The organism is Streptomyces sp. NPDC005393 (assembly GCF_040606675.1).
GTDB lineage: Bacteria > Actinomycetota > Actinomycetes > Streptomycetales > Streptomycetaceae > Streptomyces.
Map to the genome: position 1 here is coordinate 1 of NZ_JBEXFG010000076.1, position 21,496 is coordinate 21,496.

Here is a 21,496-nt window from a genome sequence, read left to right on the forward strand (position 1 = left end):
GCAGAATCCGCGAACTGTGCACCGCCCACGGCCTCGCAGCGGCCTGACCTCAACCAGCCGACTTCGCCAACGGAATCAGACCTACGCATTACGAGACCATGAGCGTTCGTGTTGCCTGGTGCCGCGCCGTGTTGTGCGGTGACGTTTTTCCTGATCAGAGCATGTGCAGCAGGTTGGCCCGTGCCACCCCGTGATGCACCGTCCAAAGGCGTCTGTCCACCGGCTGTCCACCGGCGGCACCACCGAGCGGGAGACCGAGAGGGCGAAGCTGGGGCCAGAATCTTCTCTCCTTAGCATGTCAGACGGATAGCGGGGGTACTTGTCGGATCTACACACCCGAGAAGCAGGGCGGGCTGGCCCTCCGAGGAGGTCGCGGCGACGGTCTTCGAGGACAACGTCACGCGGATCGAGCACTACGCCGCGGAGCTCGGCGAGCGCCCGGACGGCGTCGTGTGCCTCCTCGACCTCGTGCTCGACATGCAGCGCGACAACCTCAGCCTCACCCGCGTCCTCTCGAGCGCGGACCTCGCATGACTGACCGGCCTGGCCGCCCGTACCATCGCGGCGTTCCAGCCACACCTCGAACGCGGCCGCCGTGCCGGACTCGTCCACCCGGCCGTCGACGTCCAGGACGTGATGCTGGCCTTCCCCATGGCGGCCGGCGTGTGTCGTCACAACGTCACGGCCAGGTGTCGGGACCACTCCCGCGCCTTTGCCAGCTCGCGTACAGATCATCTCCGGGTGGGGGTCCGCGGTGTCCGTGAGCCCTCACCCGGCACCAATCCAACCAGCACTCGTCGGCCGGGTCGGAGCCAACGTCAGCGGTACCCAGCGCCTCGGCTCCCCTGCCGGGAGGTGGTGTCATTCCACGCCCGCACCAGTGAGAGCACCCTGACATTCCCTGACGAAACCTGACAAAAAATTCATGGCGTGCGCTTCCGACGGCCAGATGAACTCCGGATGCCACTGCACACCGACGGCCCTCGCATCGTCGCTCTCCACAGCCTCGACCAGGCCGTCAGCGGCGTGTGCGGTGGCACGCAGGCCCTTGCCCACGACGCGGATTCCTTGGTGGTGCTCACTGTTGACCTCAACCCGGCCGCTTGCCCCCATCCACTCGGCGATACGCGACGTCGGCTCGACCGCCACCGTGTGCAGGGTATGGACCAGCGCCTGGACACCTTGACGGTGCCGGACTTCGCCGGGCCGGTCCCGGCCGAGATCGCCATGGAGTTCGCCACCGTAAGCGACGTTCAGCAGTTGCATGCCACGGCAGATCGCCAGGGTGGGCCGCCCCAGGTCACGCGCCGTGCCCAACGCAGTCAACTCGTTGCGGTCCCGGCAGGGGCTGACTCGGGCCAGGAGGGGATCATCGGGATCACCGCCATACAGTGCCGGGCTCACGTCGCCGCCACCGTAGACGAGCAGGCCATCCGTGATCCGCACCAGTTCACTGATTCTCGGCTGTGGAAGGCCGCAGTCGATCGCCAACGGCACAGCACCAGCCGCAACAATTCCCCGGAACATCAGCTTCCACTGCACCGCGTCCCTGAGATCGGAAGAGCTGTAGGTGACCGCTATCACTGGTGCGCCCGCTGACCCATGAACCACTGTTTCCCTCCACGTGTGACGTCAGACTTGCATTGCGCGGCGATCGTCCGCCGCGTCGATCAGAAAGGAACGAATTGGGCGTCAGGACCGCGGCAACGCTCCCTCGTCACTGATCCCGGACGCATCGTCTATATACCGTCTGCCCGCGCGGACACCCCCACAGGTAACACACGAGGGATAGGACGACCGTGACGCCGGTGTCCCATGGTGCGGAGACCCAGTTCCTGCCACCGTAGCTGCCGACATAGGACATGCCGCGCATCAGCGCCACGTACACGACAAGCCAGCCCCCGCCGCGCAATACCAGGCCACCGCGACGGCGATAATGGGTATCGCGCCGCGCAGGTTCCCAGGTGGCCCAGAAAATGACCAGCGAGCTGGATGGGCCATCCCCTCAGTCTGGCTCGCCGAGCCAGCCCGCCCGCTCCGCGTTGACTCCGGCCTGGAACCGACTGTCCGCACCGAGGGCCGCGGCCAGGTCGGAGACTCTGCGGCGCACGGTGCGTACGTGAACACCGAGTTTGCGACCGATCGCCTCATCGGTCATTCCCGCCGCCAGCATGCGCAGCAGGGCCTGGTGTCTCTGCCGCAACGACTGCGTGTCACGCTGCCGCGAACTGTACGTCGCTGGCTCGGCGCGATCCTGCGGTTTCACCCCGGTGTTCATCTGCTCCAGAAGGGGCGGAAGCAATAACGAACTGTTCGTCCAACAGTGGGCGAACAGTTCGTGCAGTACGACCCCCAGGACACTGCTGCGCAGCACCACCAGCCCGGTGCCCTCGCCGTTGGGAAGCAAGTCGTCCGTGGCAGGCAGCAGAATCAGGCCCTGGTCAATCACGGACAATTGCAGAGGGAGTGTCGCCGCGGTGTGGACTTCTCCGCCCAAGGCGCTGAGCTGGTGCAGATATCCGGACACCGTAGGGATCGCCGCTGAGGAATCCAGGTGGATGGACCGCACCGAGAGGCCGCGCTGCAGCGCCAACAGGTACGGCTCGTTGAAGGCATGGGTCCGGGGGCGTTCGGTGTGCATGGCGACGATTTCCCGGCGGGCACTGTGCAGTGCTCCCTCTAAGGCTGCCTTGACCTGTTCCTCGCCCGTGACCAATTGCAGTCGTGCCTCGGACTGGTGTCGACTGTGCACAGCCTGGAACTCCGTCAGCACCAGCGGCAACGACTCACGGGTGTGTCGCGTGCGATCGAGGAGGTAGGCCAGATCCTGATAAGTGTCGAGCAGTAGATTGCCCATGGCCCCCTCCGGGGGCAGAGCCAGCCAGCCGCTGGCGGTGGTGCTGGTGCGGACCAGCAGCCCCATGTCGACCAGCCAGTCGATCGCACTGGTGATGTCCGATTCCGTCCAGCCTTCAGCGGCCTGGATGCCCTCTGGGCGCCATGCGGTGTCCCGTAGGGCGGCGGCGTAGACGGTGAGAGCGCGTTCGCGGCTGGCCTGTACATCTACAGTCTCCTCTTGGGCAACCCACATTGCAGCCTCCGAACAGGATCTGATGAGGTGTTGTCTGGCCAACGGACCTTCCCGCCACCTCCCGCCGGACGACCCGAGCCGGGTAGTGAGGGCTGATGCCAGGCTGTGAGCGCCATCGGTAATGGCATGCGTAGCGCCGGCGCCCGATTGGGTGTTACCGGAGGTCGCCGGGGCATGGAAAAGGTCGCGCGGTGGCAAAAATTCGGCAATACGCCGAACGGGACTGTGCTCGCGGCGACGGTGGCGCGGCAGGTCTTAGGTTTGACTTTCCACAGGTTCTTCTCAGGTAGTCGGCCCGGATTCCGGCCGCATTGGAATACCTATCCAGTCTATTGACAATGTATGCCGCTGAAAGTCAAACGGTGAGTAATGCAGGAAGTTGCCTGGCAGCAAGTTGCCCCGACCCTGGCACACCACCCGACAATGTGATCCGTGTCTCTACAGGAGCATAATGTGCCTTACTGGACATATTTACTGCAGTCACTCTTGATGAGATGGCCTCTGCATGCGATGATCATGGAAACGGTCGAGTTCTCCGGTGAATGGATGACACATCTTTATCCGTCGGAGATTTAGAGGAAGCCGCAGCGGGTGGCGAGGGAGCGGACGTGGATTCTTTCCCGGGAGCGACGGAGGATACGCCGTCGCTCGACGCCAACCAGGTGCGCATCTACGAGCATATTGTGCGTTCGGGTCGAATATCGTCCGCCGATCTTCATCGAGGACTAGATATACCCGCCAGTCGCATCGACAGTGCGCTTCGCAGCCTCCTCAGTGTTCACCTGATTCGCCGGGCATCGACCGCGGGAGCGGAATGGACGGCCTCCAGCCCATCAGTGGCGGCGGCCGCACTGATTACACCCCTGGAGGAGGAACTGCGGGAACGCAGGAAGTATATTGATGTGCTCAAAGGAGCGCTGGAAGGGCTCATACCCATTTACTTCTCGGCGCAGACCGGCAGTGATCTTCTCAGCGTGGAACTTGTCGATGACGCAGGAGCGGTACGGTCGCTGCTGGCGGCATCGGCACGCCAGTGCCAATCCGATGTCGTGATCGCGCATTTCGGCGGAGACTGTCCGGCGGAGGTGCTCACGGAATGCGACCCCGCGATGATGCAACGCGGCGTCCGGATACGGAGCCTCCACCACCACACCGCACGCAGCCACCAAGGCACCCGGGCCTTCGCCGAGCGGGCGACCGGTCTAGGCGCGGAGGTCCGGACCACAGAGGAGGTCTACGGCTGGCTCATCGCCTTTGACCGCAGGATCGCCTTCTTACCGGGTGGCCATCCCGGCACGACGGTAGTAGTGCGCCAGCCAGCCGTGGTGGATTTCATCTGTGACACCTTCGAGCGAGCGTGGCGCTTCGCCAGGCCGTTCCGGGAAGCAAGGGCTTCGGTCACGTCGGCATCGCGGGCGACATCGACCACGTCCAAGGAGATGGAGCGGGCGATCGTGCAACTCCTCGCCGCAGGAGAGAAGGATCAGGTCATCGCCCGGCGTCTGGGCATTGCGGTGCGCACCTGTCGGCGCTACATCGCCATGCTGATGCAGCGCCTTGGAGCCGAGAGCCGGTTCCAGGCCGGCTATCTGCTTGGCCTGGCCGAGCAGATAGCCGCGCGGAAGGAGGAGCAAGCCGAAAGCTACGACCAGGCTCGCTGACGGGTGGCCTCTGCGCCGTTCCAGGCCGCTACGCCTGAGCTTCCCCCGATGTGCGGGAGACTGGCTTGGGCTCGGTGGTTCAGCACATCCGGACCGCACGCTCACGCAACTCCACGGGGCATTACCTCGGGGCAGCCATGGTCACAGGTCCTCTCATGAGACCCACCTGACCCGCTGTCACCTCACGCCGCAACTCGGGGGAACTTCAGCCACACAGGTTACGGGAGTGTAGCCCTGGAGGCTCTCGAAATCCCGGCGAAGGACGACGGGGTCGTCGTTGACCAGAGTGAGGATGCCAGCGGTGTCGACCAGTGTTCTCACGTCGACCATGTCACCCACCTTGACCCGCCAGTCGATCGAATAGGCGCTCATGATGTCCGGCTCGTTGAGGTAGATGATTCTTCCGTGACCCACGGGAAGGAGCGCCGAAACGACGTTGTTCCGCCGGACGACGGAGCTCTCGTGCTTCGCGTCGTGGCCGAGCGCCAGGTCGATGTTGGCGTCGATCAGGTTGATGCCCGCGTTCCGTTCGTGGAACGGAACGCCGAGTCCGCCGGGCACACGTGCCGCGATTTCGAGGAATGTGACAGACGTGGTTCCGCCTTGCCCGCGCCGAACGAAGAGCTCAAGATGCGTCGATCCCGACTGGAACCCGAGTGTCGTGACGACTTCCTGGTTGAAGGCGAACAGTTCCTTGTAGAGCTCCTCGTCCGTGACCGGGTAGACAGACAGCGGACGTCCCTGCACGAAATCGAAGTTGGCACAGCCGAGTTCGAGTATGCCGGAGAAGACGACCTTCCCCTCGCGGACAAAAGAGTCGCATTGGTACAGCGTTCCGTCGATGTACTCGTCGACTTCGTATTCCAATTCCCGGAGATCGGAACGAATCTGCCGAGCGGCCCGGGCAAGGTCTTCGGCGCTGGACACCGTGGCGACGTTCAGACTGCCCGCGCCCGTGGTGGGCTTGACGATCAGCCGTTCGGATCCCAGAGCACCGACCAGTTCGTCGTAGTACCCCGACGGGTCCTCAGAGGCACGCTCGGCCAACAGCTTCCGGTACCTGGGCAGCGCGTGCGGCAACCGCTCCGCGACCGCCTGCTTCATCGCCACCTTGTTCCGGAACTGCGTCACGAGTTCCGGCCCGTCACCGCGGATTCCCGTGAGGCGGCGCACGTGTGCCACGGGGAGGACGTTGTCCTCGTGCTGGCAGAAGAGCGCGACGGTGGCGGGATCAGCGCCCGCGGCATCGATTTCGCGGCGCACCACCCCGGTCAGGTCCACGACGTCGAACGATGGCTGGAGGCCGTGCTTGCTGTTCCCCGGGAGCCGATGAATCGTGGCGATGTAGGGGACAAGCCTGGGGTGAAGTTCCTCGTCCGTTTCGAGCACGATGGACAACCGCGCCTGCTCTGCCGCCCGTTCCAGTACCTGGGTGCCGGCGAACCCGAGGTAGGCCTGTGATACGAAGACCAGGTTGTTGATCACAGGGTCACCGCCACGTAGTTCACGTTGATCCGGTGAAGGAGACGGCACTCCTCCAGGTTCTCGGTCGGATGCACGCCCGTACCCCGGTGCAAAGTGGTCATGTTGTCCCAGATGACGAGGTCGCCGGGGTCGTAGTGATGGGTGTAGACATCGCAGTTGCCGAGGATGGCATCTTCCAACTGGTCCAGTGCTCGCACCGATTGCTCCTCGCTCAATCCTTCGATCTCCATGGCGGACCCCGACGGTGCGAACAGGCCGATCCGTCCCGTCGCGGGGTGGCGCTCCAGCAGCCGATGTACCGTGCCGGGTACGCGGCTCTGCTGCTCTTGCGACAGCTCTTGCCGAGCGGCCCCGCGGTCGAGCCGGGTCTGTCGGTTTCCGAATCGGTGTACGACGTTAAGGGTGAGGGCATCGGTTGCCGATGCACAGCCGAACATCGCCAAGATGTCTTGGTTTTGGCGTAAGAGGTCCCACGCGGTCGACAGGTCGACGAAGCTCGTACCGCCGGAGCGTGCGGAGGAACGCACGGCGTACAGCGACGTGGCGAAACCGAGATCAGGCAGGTAGGACATGTCGCTGTGCCAGTAGGTTCCGCCGTCGAGGACCCCTAGTGGGGTGCCGTCCGGCGCCACGTAGTCAGAGATCTTCAGAATGGAGGGGTAGCCCTCAACAGTAAAGTTCTGCAGCACGTGGCAAACGGTGAGACCGAGGCCCTCCATGAACTCCTGGTAGCTCTGCGGGGACAACCACTGGTCGCGCACCACCAAGACTCTGTTCTCGAACAACAGTTCCTTGACTCGTGCCATCTGTGCGGGGGATTTCTTGGTGCAGTCGAATCCGACGATCTCACCGACGAAACCGTCCTTTCCCAATGACCTGGCCTTCATGAACGAGTTTCTCCCTCAGTGTCTGGGACCATCGCCGGTGCCGGGGCGGGGTTTTCTTCGTTGCGTGGGGACAGAAAGGCGCTCCGCGCGAGGTCGGACGACAGTGCCACGTTCGTGAACACGAGCGCTGCGGAGGCAGCCAGGACAAGCACGGGCACGGCGATGTTCCCCCACGGCCGCACGGCGTACTCAGAGCCAAGGGCGATGACCGCTACGAAGGGCGTCGCCACGGAAACCCGGACCGACGGCAGCCGGGCTATGGCGAACTGAAGGAGGAACGTCGGTACCACCACGAAGGCAACGGACAGTGCGAGCAAACGCAGGATCGTGCCCTGATCCGATTCGAGGAGTTTCAGTGTCTCGCCGGCGCTGGCTGCTCCGGTGACCATGAGGAGCAGAACGAACCGCAGGCACAGGACCGTGTTCGCCGACACCTCGGTCCTGCTGTGCAACGCGGACGAGTAGTGAATGTAGAGGGCCCCACTCGCTCCGGCGATCAGGGCCAGAACGACTCCCACCAGCGCGGAGGCGTCGTGCTTGGGAGCCGACAGCGTCTGGGACAGCCGGGCGAGAACTAGCAGCCCCAGTGCAGCGGTGGCGGCGAGCACCCCTACCCTGGCCGCCACGCCGAAACGTTGCCCCGACCAGACCGTTGCCAGCAGGAATCCGCCAAGGGCGACTACGCCCTGGAAGATTGCTGACTCGACGGACGCCTCGATCCGCTGCAAGGCCATGAACATGAACAGCCAACTGGACAGTGTCAGCACATTGAGAACGACGATTTCCCTGGGATGCGACCGGGCGAAACGGACCGCGACGCCGATACTCTTCCCCGCCCGCGTGGTGTAGACGAGCTGGGCCACGGCGAACGTCACGAACGCCAGCGCCATTCCACTGATGTGCACGAATGAGAAGGACACCCATGTGGCCGAGACTCCGGTGGCCACGCAGTATCCCACCAGGGCGGCCGACGCCGCGGCTGAGGCAATGCGCGACTTTAAGGGCAGACGGGACCTGGGTAGGCGGCTGGGAGATGACATGTTCCTGCTTTCTTGCACTGCCGAGCTGGGCAGCGACAGGGGTGGGGAAGATGACGTGCCGGCGGGGGGGGAGGCGACCCGCCTCAACGCTAGGCGGCCGGTCCCATCGCCTCCCGAGCCAATGGCGAAGTAGTGGTCTGGTTGCGTCGGCGCCGTGCCGTCAGTGGGCTGATCGATGGGGGATCAGAGAGTCAACTCGTCTGGTTCAGACGCGCGGTCACACGGTGCACGAGCTCGTCGTCGAGGTTCTCGGTGGCGGAGATGCCCAGTGTCGTGAGCTTCCTGCGGGGATCCGGGAGCGGGCGAGGTGCGACGGTGGTCCCCCGCCGGTCCGGCGTTCCGACGTAGAGCCATCCCAGTAGCTGCTCGCCGTCGACCACCCCCAGGGTCTTGCGAACCTCCGCGGAGTCGACAACGGCTCCTGTGCGCCAGATACAGCCCCAATCGCGTTCGTGGATCAGCAGGATCAGTGTCTGCACGGCACAGGCGGTCGCCGCGAGTTGTTCCCATTCCGGGACCTTCGGGTGATCCTCGGGGCAGAAGACTATGGAGACCAGCAAGGGCGCACGTAGTGCCTTCGCAATCGTCCTCTCCCGGGCCACACCGGCATCCATGGCCTCGACCATGGACTCGCCCAGCAGACGCCGCGCATGGCCACGCACGCTTACCAGCCGCCACGGCGAAATCCTCCCGTGATCGGGGGCTGTCATCGCCAGTTCCACCAGCTGCACCAGGTCCTCGTCGGTCGGTCCAGGGCCGGTGAGCCTGGTTGCGCTGTGTCGGGTGAGCACCGCTTGCGCGACATTCATCGATCTCGCCTTTCATGTGCGATCAGCAGAACGACAAACCGTCGGCAGTCCGGACCGGACTACCGACGGTCTTCATCCTGAACTGGCCACTGTCGCAGGGCCAGTTGGCGAGGGTGTCTCCTAGCGGACAGGCCCGGTTTCGACCGCGACCGCAACGGGACCCGGGTTCATGCCACCCAGCGCGGGCGCTTCACGGCCGCGACCAGAGGCACTCCCCCGTGGAGTGCCTCGACGAGACGTCGCACCGCCTCGTCCAACTGGACGGGTGGCAGGGTGTACGGGATGCGCAGCCGGTGCTCGAATGTTCCCGGATCAGGGCTGAACCGCGTGCCGCTCTCTATGTGGACGCCGTGGCCGATGGCTCGTTGCGCAAGAGCCGTGGCTACGGGCTGTCCCAGGTCGACCCATGCCGAAAGGCCACCGGGGGGCCATCGGGTTGTCCACTGGGGGGCGTGTGTCGCGAGCGCCGTCATCAGCGCGGAACGCTGCTGCCGGATCTGGGCGATGCGCGCGGGCAGCAGTACATCGTCGCGTTCCAGGAGGGCGACGGCGACCAGTTGGTCCAGGACGGAGCCGGCCGTGTCCACGGTCACGCGCAGCCCGGCGAGTTCCTCGATCAGCTGGGGTGTGGCGCGCAGCCAGCCGATGCGCAGGCCTCCCCAGTGACTCTTGCTCATGGACCCTATGGAGATGATGTGATCGGCTTCACCCGGGCCCGCGTGCGAAGCGAAGGGACCGGGCGTCGGCACGTCGAGGGCGGTGTCCGTAAACGTTTCATCGATGGCCAGCCAGGTGCCGGACACACGGGCCGCGCGCAGCAGCCGGACGCGTTGGTCCACGGGCATCAAGCAGCCTGTCGGATTGTGGAAGTCGGGAATCAGATAGGCCAGGCGCGGTGCGACCTGACGGAGCGTCGCCTGCATGACCTCGTCGTCCCACCCGTCGTCGCTGACCGGCACCGGCACCGTGCGCAGACGCGCTCGGCGGATGGCTTCCAACGCGTTGGGGTAGGTCGGGTTCTCCACCATGACACTGCCCCCGGGCCTGCACAGCGCCCAGAAAAGGAACATCAGAGCCTGCTGGGCACCCGACGTGATGAAGATCTGCTCCGGACGTGTCGGCAGGCCGCGGAGTGTGTACCGGTCGGCGACAGCGGTCCGCAATTCCTGTAGCCCGAAGAGGTGGTAGCCGGTTGTCCCGGCGTGCTGTGCCAGCAGGACGGTGCTGCGGTCCAGCGCCTCGGTGACGACGTCCACGGAGAGCCCGAAAGCCGCGATGGTCAGATCGATGGCGGCGCTCTCGGAGGTCAGCATGCGGTTGACCGCAGCGGGCCTGTTGCCGTCTGGCAGCGCTGTCCAGGTACCGGAGCCGCGGCGGGACCGGGCGTAGCCGCTTTCCCGGAGAAGGTCGTAAGCGGCCGTGACGGTGGCACGGCTCAGCTTCAGGCATGGAGCAAGTTCACGCTCCGCGGGAAGTTTGATGTGCAGGGCGATCCGCCCGTCCAGGACGAGCGTACGAATAGCGTCGGCCAGGTGGCGGTACACCGGTCGCGTTGTCGACAGGTCCGGCAGAAGCTGAGCGAGCTGCGAAGCGGCAAGGAACCTGCCCTCGGCGCGAGAGGGAGCACCGTTGTACCGCATACCGCTTCCCTCCAACTGGCCGGGTGTATCGGCCAGTTTAACGGAACGATGAAGGCACGGAGGAAGAGCGCGCTCCTCGCCATAGGAGTTGAGAAGCGCCGCGGGGACAGGGGACGGGGTGCTACACGGTTGCTGCCTGCACGGCCGGGCGTGTGAAGAAGCGCCCGCAGTAGATCAGTGGGACGCGTGGACTCACGACGCTCTGTTCGACACGGCCGACCAGGATGGAGTGGTCCCCTCCGTCGAGCACGGCGTGCACGGTGCAAGCCAGCCGCGCCACGGCTCCCGGGAGACCGGGAAGCCCCGCCTCGCACTCGGTCATGTCGCCGGCGGCGAAGCGGTCGATGCCGGACGCTGCGAAGCGCCGTGCCACGGGTTCGTGCCCGTCGGCGAGGACGTTGACCATGAACCGGTCGCAGGCGGTGAAGGCAGCGTGGGTCGAAGCGGACCTGTCCAAGCAGATCAGGACCAGCGATGGATCCGCGGACAGTGCGGTGAAGGAACTCCCGGTGAATCCCCACCGTCTGCCCGAGGCATCGACCGTGGTGGCCACGATCACTGGCGACGGAACGGCGGCCATAGCATCGAGGAACTTAGTCAGAACCGACATGGATCTCCCTGCTCCTATCGCTTGGTGCCACTTCGGTCGAGGACAGCACAGCCAGCCGCCGTCCGGCCTCCTCGATCACGGCCAGCTCCTTGCAGAAGGCGAACCGCAGGAGCCCGCAGGCCCGTTGGGGGCTCTCGAAGAATCCGGAGAGCGGCAGGCCCGTCACTCCGTGGTCGCGGGCCAGTACTTCGTTGGCCGCCATCGGCTCGTCGGGCAGTACGTTGCCGGTCTCCGCGATCACCATGAATCCGCCCGCGGGGACGGCCGGCCGCAGACCGGCGGCCGTCAGGCCGCTGACGAGTGCATCGCGACGCTCCCGGTACAGCGTGTGCTGCCGGTTGAACCAGCCTGTGCGCCGCGCCCAAGCCAGACCCTCGGCGACGCCCAGTTGGAGCGGCACGGGCGCACAGTAGGAGAGCATCCGGTGGGCGTCACGCAGTGTCGAGGTCAGCCCGCGGGGCGCGTATGCCCAGCCGACCCGCCAGCCGCACACGCTCAGGCACTTGGAGGCGCTGGAGCACACGACGGTCCGCTCGCGCAGGCCGGGCAGGCAGGCGATGCTGTGATGCCGTGTCTCGTCGCCGCCGACAGAGCCGTACACGAGCTCTCCGTACACCTCGTCACACACGACGTGGAGCCCGTGCCTCAGCACGACGTCCGCGAGGGCCTTCAGCTCGTCGGCCGAGGCAGACCAACCGGTCGGGTTATGCGGGGTGTTGAGCAGAAGTACCTTGGTCCGGGCGGTCACGGCCGCCGCGACCGCATCGACGTCGAGCACGTAGGAAGCGCCGTGCCGCGCCAGGGCCACCGGGACCGGTATGCCGCCCGCGCGCAGGACGAGCGCCGGGTAGGAGTCGTAGAACGGCTCCAGCATCAGTACTTCGTCCCCGGGTTCCAGCAACGTCTCTAGCGCCACGGCCAGGGCTTCGGTGGCGCCGGCAGTCACAGTGATCTCGGTCATGGGGTCGTAGTCGACCCCGTCCGGTGCGGCTGTCTCCGCCAGGGTGCGCAGCAGGTCTGGGTGGCCGGCTGACGCGGTGTACTGATTGAGGCCGGAGCGCATCGCTGTGAGTGCGGCACGGCGGAGCACGGGGGGCCCGTCGAAGTCGGGAGCTCCGCGCCCGAGGTTGATGGCGCCGTGCAGAGTGGCGAGTTCGTCGGTTTGCGTGTATACGTCCGGAAGCGGTGTCCGGGACCGCAGGGCCCCGGACACCGGCGGGACGTCACCCGGCATCATGAATCACGGCAGGAGTGTCCCGTCCGTCCGCGTCACCGACGCTGACGATGTATCGAGCAGCCATGGGTCAGGCTGCGACCGGCTGCTGGACGATCTCTCGGTGGAGCGCCCCCCAGAAGTCGCCGAGGAGCTCGGCGATGTGCAGGGCTCCGCGCCTGATCTCCTCGCGGGACTCCTGCCCGCCGGTCGCCTGCTCGACGGCGGCGTGGATCCACTCGACGTGCTCGCGCTCGATCAGCAGGTGGAGGTAGAAGTACTCCATGCTCTCGACGTTGGATCCGGGCAGCGGCCGGAAGCCCTCGTACAAGCTCTTGATCATCGGCAGTCCACTGAGCTCGATGGTGTAGTGGCCGCCGAGAGCGGCCTCGATGCTGCCTTCGAGGAAGAGCGTGCGGATGCCCTCGACCAGGGCGGTGGTCTCCGGCAGGTACTCGATCGAGCCGGCCTCGGCGATGTCGATACCGAGGGGGGCACAGGCGTTCTCAAACATCTTGTAGTGCCCCATGCCCCCCTCCCCACCGCCGCCGAGTTCCGAGACGACGGTCTTCGCGAGTTCCTTGCGAATCTCCTCGTTGTCGACCCTGTGAGAGAGGCCGGCCAGGATCTTCGGGAAGGTGCGGATGTAGAGGTAGTACTGGTCCGCGAACTTCTGCACGTCGTCGACGGTGAGCTGCTGTGCCCGGACGGTGGCGAAGAAGTCGTTGTCGACGCAGTCGGTCGCCTTGACAGCGGTGTTCAGGTCGTCGAAGAACTCATCGAGGGACTGCATGACGCATCTCCTTTTCGGGGTGGATGGTGCTGAGGGGAGGGTGGTATGGGGTGATACGCGCCGAACCGGCCGGGCGCCGGGAGGGGAACGGGCGACCGGCGCGCAGGGGTGGGTATCGACAGCCGGGGCGTCGAGGCGCGGACCGCCGTCAGACGTCGGCGGTGACGGATACCTGCTCGACCTTGCTCGGCTCGCGCGATCCGAGCACGCACACCGTCGGCCTGGTCCGCGCCGGTTCGGTCTCGTTCACCGACCGCTGGCCGGCGCAGGCCCCCGTCACGTAGAGGCCGGGGACGTCGGTCTGGCCGAGCGCGTCATGGGGGAGCGTGTTGTCGGGTTTTCTGCGCATGGACGTCAGCAGCTCACCCGGCGGATAGACGGGGGAGGAGCCGGCGGCCCACACAACCACCGCGGTGTCACGTTTCCGGGACTCCTGCCACACGCCGTCCCCGTCCATACGCCCCTGCGCATGGCGGCACCGGCCGGGCAGGGAGTGCGAGCCGAGGCGATTGAGGTTGCCCGCTTCGCGGTAGTGCCAGCGGACCTCGTCATCCACCGGGTCGAGGGACTCGTAGATCAGGTGGCGCACGCACGGCACGGCCCAGGGCCGACGCCCGCACTCACGGCTGCTCTTGACGACGAGTTCGTAGGCGAGCTGCGAAGGTGCCCGCCAGGCGAACCTGTCGTCGCTCTCCACGGGGTACATCCCGACGTAGTTGTTGGCCAGGACCGTCACGTCGCGGGCGTCGGGGGCCATCAGAGCGGCAGTCTGCAGGGCCGAGTTACCCGCTCCCACGATGATGACCGAGTTCCCGGCCCATCGTCCGGTGTCGCACCGCGACAGTTCCCGATAGACCGTGTCGAACGTGATCGCGCCTGCGGCCTGCCACTGTGCAGGCGGCTTGCGCGGCGTGCTTCCGGTCGCCAGGACAACGGCGTCGGCATACACCTGTCGGCGTTCTCCTCCCGATGTCCGCAGGGCGAGAACGAAGCCGTCCTCGTCTCGTCGGATGTCCAGCACACGTGCCAGGGTGACGCAGGCCCCTGATTTCATCAGGGACTCCTTGACGTAGGCGTCGTACTCGGCTGCGGTCGGCCGGAGTTCACCGGCGGGCAGCATGGCCCGCAGTTCCCCGGAGGTGCGGGACACCAGCAGTTCCTCGGCGTACGACTGAAGTGTCGACCGACCCAGGAACGCCATGCCCGTCCCCAGCCGCTCCGCCACGACGAGTATCTCCTCTGGCGGCACGTCACCGCGCCGTACCTGGACGGCCGCAGCGGATCCGCCGCCGACGACGACGAGACGCCAGCGTCCCGCACGGGAACCCATGTGAGACATTCACTCCTCCTCGATCATTCCGAACGGGGTCCGATCAGGCAGGGTTTCAACCCCGGTGCGGATCCGTGTGAACGGTCGTGAGTGTGAACAGCGGTGCCAGGGCTTTTTTTTCATGTATCACGGGAATTGAGCACCGACATCGACAGACGGTATCCAAAGGATTCCTTCTTTCGTGAAGCAGCGTGCGCCAAGAGGCCTTACTCTGCGTCAGTTCCGCAGACGTCCATCATCATTCCGGAGTAATGCCCGGGCGCCCAGAAAAGTCGCCGCCCTGAACAGGACATGTCCTGATGCAGGCGGTGACCACCCAGGCGAACGGCAGGTCGCTCATCGGGGCCGCGATGACCTGCTTGGCCAGCACGGCGTGGGCCTGGTTGCGGCAGCTGGTGCGTCGGGCGACCAGCGTGTGCCGTCCGCGCACCGGTTCCCCTCAGTTCACGGGTCGCAGGCGGGGCAAGCCAGGACTCCGGCAGGCGGCGCAGGCGCAGCAGGTCGACCAGATCGCTGGCATCCTTCTCGTCGTTCGTCACCCGCCGGTGGGTGAACACCCGCACGCCCCCGGGTGGGCCAGGTGGACCTCGGCGCCGGCCTCCGCGGCGCGTCGGCAGCCCAGTTCCAGCCCAGCGTGGCCTCCACGTCCACCTTGGGTGCCGGTCCGCCCTTGGCGATCTCCCGCTTGAGTCGGGCCGGATCGTTGGCGAACCGCACCATCCCGCCCAGCCGCTGTCCGTCCCGTGCCATGCAGACCAGCGCCGAACGGCACCAAGCAGGTCCATTCCCACCCATTGCGGGCCGTCGTACGGTGACGTCAACGAACCTCTTTCATCCTGTGTTTTCGCAGATCGGGACGGCGTGTAAGGCGGTGACGGTCCGCCCGATGCGGCTCGTGCTGCAGCGGGCTCGTCGTAGCAGCCGCCAGGCTTTGAGTCTGGCGAAGCCGTGTTCGCCGGGTGCGCGCAGGCGGACGTGGTCGCGGTTGTACTGCTGGTAGTGGGCGGGCAGTTCGCGATGTCCGTAGTAGGGGGTGCGGACGGTGGTGCCGACTCCCTGGATGAGGATCTGCCGGATGAGGCAGGGCTGGATGATGCCGCGGGCGCGAGCTGCGGTGAGGTCATGCCCGAACACCAGGTAAAACGCAGAATGGCGACCGGAGACGCTCACGGGGGGTACCGGCAGACTCTTCCTGAGAGCTTGCTGTGCAAAGGCACGTTCGCGTCAACCCCGCAGTACCGGAAGTGACGTCACCCGCGGCGCACCACGCGACGGGTGGCGACGTCCGACAAATGGGGCTCCTGCGTCGACGGGTAGAGCAGCCGGAGCAGCGGCCCCGTCATGGCCGTCGTCAAGAGGGCCATGACGACCATGAGGGAGTACAGGTCCCGTTCCAGAACACCGAGTTGCACGCCGGCGGTGAGAATCACCAGCTCGGTGAGCCCCCGCGTGTTCATGAGCGCGGCCAGGGCGGCCGACTGCCGGGAGTCCATCCGGCTCAGGCGCGCGGCTAGGAACGTGCCGCCGAACTTGCCGCACACGGCGACCAGCATAATCAGCACGAAGTCGCCGAGATCACCCAGTCCGAGCGCGGAGAGGTTCACGTTCGTACCCGCGACGACGAAGTAGACAGGCAGCAGCAGAAAACTGCTGGGCCCCGCGACTTGGGTGTGGAGGGCCTTGCGTATGTCTCCGCCGTCGCCCCTCGGGATGACCGTGCCGAACAGGAAGGCACCGAAGATGAAATGCAGTCCGATCCACTCGGTGAAAGCACCCGACAGCAGGAGTCCGACCAGGCCGATGACCAGCCACCCTGAGCCCGAGACTCCGCCCGATCGTCGCCTGGCAACGAGCTTCTCCAGCAGTGGGCGGATCACGAATACGCATCCGGCGACGAACGGGACGCTCAGTACCGCGATCCACTCAGGACGGCCGTCGTCTCTTGCCATCCCCATGATGACCGCCAGGGCCGACCAGGCCGTGACGTCGCACAATGCCGCGCAAGAGAGCGCCAGTTCGCCCAGCGGCGTCCGGTGCATGTCGCGGTCGAACAGGATCCGGGCGAGCACCGGGAAGGCGGTCACGGACATCGCCGTACCGGTGAACAGCACGAAGACAAGGCGGCTGTCACTGGGGTGGTGCTCGAACAGGTAAAGGCCGAGCAGTGCCCCGAGGCCGAAGGTCAGTGCCATCGAGGTCACCGACACGGTGAAGGCGACGCGTCGCGTGCCGCGCAGCCGGTCGAGGTCGAGTTCCATGCCGAGTTGGAACATGAACAACGCCACGCCGAGGTTGGCGAGCGCGCCGAGCAGCGGGCGGACCTCGGTCGAAACGAGAGCGTCGGACAGCGCACCATGGAAGAGCGTGGGACCGATGACCACGCCCGCGACAATCTCCCCGACGACGGGGGGCTGGCCCAGTCGCCGGGCGAGCAAACCGAAGAGGCGTGCCAGGAAGAGGATGGCGGCGAGGTCGAAGAGCAGGACGGCGACATGATTGTGTGACAACGAGTCATCTCCCGGCATGCGATGGAATCCAGGAGCCAGACGCACCAGCCGTCTGTCCGGCTGCCGACAGAGCTCGGCGCTCCTGTCCGCGCGTGATCGCCGGCCGTTCGCACTCAGACAGCAATGAAGCGATGTGGCGTTGGGGGCATCGCCCATGCTGCCCAGGTGACGGATGGTCGTGAGCGTCTTCCCGCTGCCGTATGTGGGCCTGTCCGGAACCTGACAGGCTCGAGTTTCGGCCAGTACGAACGGGGCGCAGGTCAGGCATCACCGTGGAAGCACTGGCAATCGGGCCCGACCCAGCTTCGCGTCTGGCGCAAAGTATCCGCTGCCTCGCTATGGGCCTGCCGCCCCGTCGTTGACACCCCTTAGGGCCCGTGTCAGCCTTCTGGCAATCAACTAAAACGGAAATCGACGTCCATCGTAATGGATTTCCCGGCGGAGCCGATTCCGCCGCCCGCTCTCCCCTGCCGTCTCCAAAACCCGCCGGAGTTCACCGTGCCTATTTTCAGCGATATACGGGACCAGTTCGGGACCGATGGTTTCGTGGGCCCCTTCCCAGCCGTCTCGGGAAGGGATCTGGAACGTGTACGTGACATCGCGAACAAGATTGTCGCGAATGGCTTCGAATCTCCGCTCTACGGACAGAGGTCTGGCCGTGACTGGCACCTCGTGCACCAGGAGTTCCTGGACCTCGTACGAATCCCGGAAATTATCGACCAGTTGCGCTCACTGCTCGGTGACGACCTGCTGCTGTGGAGGTCGCAGATGTTCGACAAAGAGCCCGGGGACGGACCTTTGCAGTGGCATCAGGCGAACCTCTTCTCGGGCGAGGAGTACGGCAACGAGAAGCACTCACTGGTTCCGGCCAACTCCTCCTCATACGCCGACTCGTTCGGCGTGACCGTGTGGTTTGCCTTCGACGACGCCACTGAGGAGAATGGAGCCGTCAAGCTAGCAAAGGGAACGTCCCGCAAGCGCTACCCGACGAAGAGCGTGCCGTTCGAGGAGTCAGTTTTCGGCCAGACCCTCATCGCGCAGTGGCAGCGGACCGGAGAAAATCACCGGATAGAGGAAATGCGCGGACGCAGCTGCTACCAGGCCACGTTCGACCCCGAAGCTGAAGGTGTGGAGGTACACACGATGGAGGTGCCGGCCGGGCACTACTTCCTCTTCAACGAACGGACCGAGCACTGCTCCGGACCCAATCTCACCGACCGCCGGAGGCTGGGCCTGAACTTCCGTGTCGTACGCGGAGACACCCTGATCTATCCGGATCGGCTGACCGGCGACCACATTGACGGCGAGGGATATGATATTTCCTCGCACCGTTGCATTCTTTTGTCCGGCTCGGACCGTGACGGTCGAAATGCGATCGCCCAATAACGGCGATCACCGGCCGACTTGCCCTCTGCGAAGCGTACAGTCAACGGCCCCGGGACCGTGACCGGAACGTCATTGGCCCGTTAATCGTTGACAGCGGTAGAACAATGGACTCGGAGTCCCGCGTCGTGGGCAATAAGGGAAGTAACACATGGGAACAGGTACCAAGCCTTCGGTGACAGTTCGACTCCCGGACGGCTCGGAATTGCCCTGGGAAGGTTTTGACACGGGTCCCCACGTTTATGACGGAGATTTCGCGGAATTCAGCGAACGTCTCCTCGGGCTGACACCGCAGAAGGTCGTCGAGGAGTCGGCGCGGCGCCTCCTGCCGTACCGGGCTTCCGGGGGCAGGTCCGGCCCCGCGCTCGTGTTGCACTCCGCCACCCGGACCACCAGGGGCTTCGAAGGCGACCTCAGCGATCTGGCCGCAGGACGCGTGCCCTACGACTGCGCGACCTATCTAGAAGCCCGTTCAGTGTTCCTCGCGCGTCCGGGCGATCTGGTGGTGGGGCGCACTCCCCCGTGGCGGGAAGCGCTGGCGGTCCATGCTGTCGACGGGGTCGACATCGGCGACCTGGAGCACTACTACCTCTCGCAGGCCCTGCTGGTGATCGCCGTGCGGCACGACACCGAGCCCGGCGGGACGTGTCTGACCCGGGTCATCGACTGGCTCCGCGACCGTCGCGACGCGGTGGTGCGGATGTACGCACTCGACCGTGAGATGCAGATCTTCCTGCTCTGGCTCATCCGCCGGGCTGGGATCTGCAGCGTGCGGATCGACGCCAACAACCATGTGGTTTCGACCGACTGGAACCGCAAGCGGCACATCCACCCGGTGGTCGCGGTTGCGGAGGCGATGCCCGAAACCGGAGGGGAACCCGAGGAGCTCCTGGCCGCCGAACAACGCCTGAGTGAGGCGCACAGCAGGCTGGGACTGACGACGCCCACGCTTCCCGGATACACCGTCCTGCGTGAGGGAGTCAGCAGCGAGCAGTTCATCGACGGCGTCCTGCGCGCCGCCGGATTGCTGCGCCGGCGCTACGGGCTGGAGCGGGCGTTTCTCAAACCCAGTGAGGCCGGGGACGGAGCGCGCATCGTCGGCAACCTGGACCTCCGCGACACCGACCGGCTTAGGACGGCTGCTGCGGCGGCTCACCGTTACGGCGACGACCACCTGCTGGAGGCCGCCGTCGACTTCCTGACCGTGGAGGCGGCCGGTGCCCGGCATCCGGTGGCCCCCTCCGGTCACATCCGCGGCGGCGATGTGGCCGAAGGCCTGACGCTCCAGGTGCTCAACGGCTACTCCTGGGAGGGCAACGCCTACCTCGACCGCTCCGCTTGGGTGGCCTGCGGATTGCCCCGCGACCGGTACGACCGGGCCATGGAGGCGATGCAGAACCTGCACGGGGCGTTCCTCAGCGAGCGCAGCATCGCCGAAGGCAGCCACGGCGGGCTTGTCACCGGCGGAGTGGACTTCGCCGTGGGACGGGTGGGCGGCGTGTTCGGGGACCGGATCCTAATCGCAGCGATTGACTTCAACCTCTCCTCGCACGGCGCCGAGTACCTGCGGGCGTTCCACGATCTGACCCGGGCTCAGGAGTCACCCGAGCGTTACTCCGCGACCCGCGTCTTCCGGCCCGCCCGCGACGCGACGCTCGCCGCCGCGCAGGCGACGGTCGCTTCCGTCACGCCTGAGGGAGCGATGTCCACCGTGGTTGGCTGCGTGCCCAACAGGTGGGGGATGGTGGCGACGACCGGGCAGGACCTGTCCCACGCGATGGAACGCGCTCAATACCTGGTCGACGTACTCGTGGGTGCCGGTCTGACCGCCGCCTGCCCCGCGTAACGCACACCCGCCCGTCGGCGCCGGGAACGGGCACTCCTGAAAGACGCTCACCGATAGGAGACAAAGTGTTCCACACGGCTCCCCAGCCCAAGCGCTGGCGACCGGTCGTTGTCGGAGGAGGATCGGCGGCTCATTCAAAATTCCCGGATGCTGACACGAAAAGTTGAGTGAGTGTACTGCTGGTCAGGCCGTTGCTGCGATGGGCTCGAAGCGGACGGTGAGGCCGAGGCGGTTGGTTTCCTTGGTCATGCGGCGCATGGCGCGTTCAGGGTCGCGGCGGGTGAAGTAGTCAGCGCCGAGGTCCTGGTAGCGGGTCTTGTTGCGGAGGATGTGCCAGATTGCGACGGTGAGTTTGTGCATCACTGCGACCAGGGCCCGCTGCCGTCCGCGGCGGGCGGCGATGCGCCGGTAGGCGCTGAGATAGCAGTCCTTGTTCCGGGTCACCGACATCGCGGCGATGACAAGCAGCCGTTTCAGGTTGCTGTTGCCGTTGCAGGTACGGGCGGACTTGGTGGCGCCGGCGGATTCGTTCATGCCCGGGCAGACCCCGATCCAGGAGGCGAGATGGCCGGCGGTCGCGAACTGGGCCATGTCCCCACCGGTCTCAGCGATGATGATCTCACCCGCCGCAGGGCCGATGCCGGGGATGGTGTCCAGGTTCTCGACGTCCTTGTTGTGCTCCAGACGGGTCAGCAGCGCGGTTCTTGTCGGAGACCTACGAGAGCGACGGACCACGGATAGCGCTGCCGCCATGAGCCAAAGGACCAGCCTCCCTCGTCGGAATCTGAGCGGGACTGCACCCCCGTTGCACGGCTGTCCACCGTTTGTCCACCGGAGACCCCTGGCACGAGGCGAAGCCAGCCGCTCCGAAACACAAAAGACCAGTTCAGAGGCTTAGAGCTGGATTCTCGTCACAGAAACCAAACCTCTGACCTACGCATTACGATGCATAGACCACAGGTGCCCGATTCGCCCGAATCCCAAGGTCGACGAAAGACAGAAACCCCAGGTCAAAGGCCTGACCTCGGGTTCACCATGGAGCCGCCTTCGGGATTCGAACCCGAGATCTGATTCCGTTGGCGAAGTCGTTGAGTGTGGTTGTGGGACATTGGTGGCGCTCGTCCGCCGGGGGTGAGCGTGGCCTGTGTTGGGGGCGGACTGTGTTGCGGCCGGTGGGTGTGGGGGAGATCCCGGAGGACAC

At 65.7% G+C, this 21,496-nt stretch carries 16 protein-coding genes and 1 pseudogene; 3 read left to right on the top strand and 14 right to left on the bottom strand.

Going from position 1 to position 21,496, the window contains the following annotated elements:
* Positions 1 to 861 precede the first annotated feature (861 nt).
* The gene (locus ABZS71_RS33655; RefSeq protein ID WP_355859962.1) at positions 862 to 1,584 is read right to left on the bottom strand and encodes a gamma-glutamyl-gamma-aminobutyrate hydrolase family protein; all 723 of its coding nucleotides are present in this window, start codon (positions 1,582 to 1,584) and stop codon (positions 862 to 864) included.
* Positions 1,585 to 2,005: 421 nt separating this feature from the next.
* Complete coding sequence (locus tag ABZS71_RS33660; RefSeq protein ID WP_355859964.1) at positions 2,006 to 3,091, bottom strand: helix-turn-helix domain-containing protein; 1,086 nt, start codon at positions 3,089 to 3,091, stop codon at positions 2,006 to 2,008.
* Positions 3,092 to 3,699: 608 nt separating this feature from the next.
* Between ABZS71_RS33660 and ABZS71_RS33665 the strand changes: the two genes are divergently transcribed.
* A complete protein-coding gene (locus ABZS71_RS33665) occupies positions 3,700 to 4,752 on the top strand; it encodes a LuxR C-terminal-related transcriptional regulator (RefSeq protein ID WP_355859966.1) in 1,053 nt (350 codons plus the stop codon).
* 177 nt (positions 4,753 to 4,929) lie between these two features.
* On the opposite strand, the gene ABZS71_RS33670 is transcribed toward ABZS71_RS33665, so the two are convergent.
* The 11 genes and pseudogenes from ABZS71_RS33670 to ABZS71_RS33720 form a co-directional block, all read right to left on the bottom strand.
* Positions 4,930 to 6,237: an ATP-grasp domain-containing protein gene (locus ABZS71_RS33670; protein WP_355859968.1), complete on the bottom strand. Its 1,308-nt coding sequence runs from the start codon at positions 6,235 to 6,237 to the stop codon at positions 4,930 to 4,932.
* The gene (locus ABZS71_RS33675) at positions 6,234 to 7,124 is read right to left on the bottom strand and encodes a TauD/TfdA family dioxygenase (RefSeq protein WP_356216232.1); all 891 of its coding nucleotides are present in this window, start codon (positions 7,122 to 7,124) and stop codon (positions 6,234 to 6,236) included. Before ABZS71_RS33675 ends, ABZS71_RS33670 begins: the two co-directional genes overlap by 4 nt.
* Entirely contained in the window at positions 7,121 to 8,014 is an 894-nt protein-coding gene (locus ABZS71_RS33680; protein WP_356216235.1) for a hypothetical protein, read from the bottom strand. Before ABZS71_RS33680 ends, ABZS71_RS33675 begins: the two co-directional genes overlap by 4 nt.
* Positions 8,015 to 8,355: 341 nt before the next feature.
* Positions 8,356 to 8,973: a nitroreductase gene (locus ABZS71_RS33685; RefSeq protein ID WP_355859974.1), complete on the bottom strand. Its 618-nt coding sequence runs from the start codon at positions 8,971 to 8,973 to the stop codon at positions 8,356 to 8,358.
* A gap of 167 nt (positions 8,974 to 9,140) precedes the next feature.
* Positions 9,141 to 10,517: a PLP-dependent aminotransferase family protein gene (locus ABZS71_RS33690; RefSeq protein ID WP_356216238.1), complete on the bottom strand. Its 1,377-nt coding sequence runs from the start codon at positions 10,515 to 10,517 to the stop codon at positions 9,141 to 9,143.
* A gap of 217 nt (positions 10,518 to 10,734) precedes the next feature.
* A complete protein-coding gene (locus tag ABZS71_RS33695; RefSeq protein ID WP_355859978.1) occupies positions 10,735 to 11,223 on the bottom strand; it encodes a flavin reductase family protein in 489 nt (162 codons plus the stop codon).
* The gene (locus ABZS71_RS33700; protein ID WP_355859979.1) at positions 11,207 to 12,460 is read right to left on the bottom strand and encodes an aminotransferase class I/II-fold pyridoxal phosphate-dependent enzyme; all 1,254 of its coding nucleotides are present in this window, start codon (positions 12,458 to 12,460) and stop codon (positions 11,207 to 11,209) included. Before ABZS71_RS33700 ends, ABZS71_RS33695 begins: the two co-directional genes overlap by 17 nt.
* A gap of 67 nt (positions 12,461 to 12,527) precedes the next feature.
* Positions 12,528 to 13,229, bottom strand: a complete 702-nt coding sequence (locus ABZS71_RS33705) for an iron-containing redox enzyme family protein (RefSeq protein ID WP_355859981.1) — start codon at positions 13,227 to 13,229, stop codon at positions 12,528 to 12,530.
* 148 nt (positions 13,230 to 13,377) lie between these two features.
* The gene (locus tag ABZS71_RS33710; RefSeq protein WP_355859983.1) at positions 13,378 to 14,559 is read right to left on the bottom strand and encodes an FAD-dependent oxidoreductase; all 1,182 of its coding nucleotides are present in this window, start codon (positions 14,557 to 14,559) and stop codon (positions 13,378 to 13,380) included.
* 831 nt (positions 14,560 to 15,390) lie between these two features.
* Positions 15,391 to 15,684 (bottom strand): annotated as a pseudogene (locus ABZS71_RS33715) (IS5/IS1182 family transposase); the annotation flags it as partial.
* Between the two features lie 125 nt (positions 15,685 to 15,809).
* Positions 15,810 to 17,222 carry a cation:proton antiporter gene (locus ABZS71_RS33720; RefSeq protein ID WP_356216241.1) on the bottom strand — a complete coding sequence of 471 codons (1,413 nt, stop codon included), beginning with the start codon at positions 17,220 to 17,222 and terminating at the stop codon, positions 15,810 to 15,812.
* Positions 17,223 to 17,492: 270 nt separating this feature from the next.
* Between ABZS71_RS33720 and ABZS71_RS33725 the strand changes: the two genes are divergently transcribed.
* A complete protein-coding gene (locus ABZS71_RS33725; protein ID WP_355860779.1) occupies positions 17,493 to 18,452 on the top strand; it encodes a phytanoyl-CoA dioxygenase family protein in 960 nt (319 codons plus the stop codon).
* A gap of 172 nt (positions 18,453 to 18,624) precedes the next feature.
* A complete protein-coding gene (locus ABZS71_RS33730; RefSeq protein WP_355860777.1) occupies positions 18,625 to 20,295 on the top strand; it encodes a hypothetical protein in 1,671 nt (556 codons plus the stop codon).
* Positions 20,296 to 20,478: 183 nt separating this feature from the next.
* On the opposite strand, the gene ABZS71_RS33735 is transcribed toward ABZS71_RS33730, so the two are convergent.
* Positions 20,479 to 21,048, bottom strand: coding sequence for a transposase (locus tag ABZS71_RS33735; RefSeq protein ID WP_356216244.1), 570 nt, complete (start codon positions 21,046 to 21,048; stop codon positions 20,479 to 20,481).
* Positions 21,049 to 21,496: the final 448 nt, after the last annotated feature.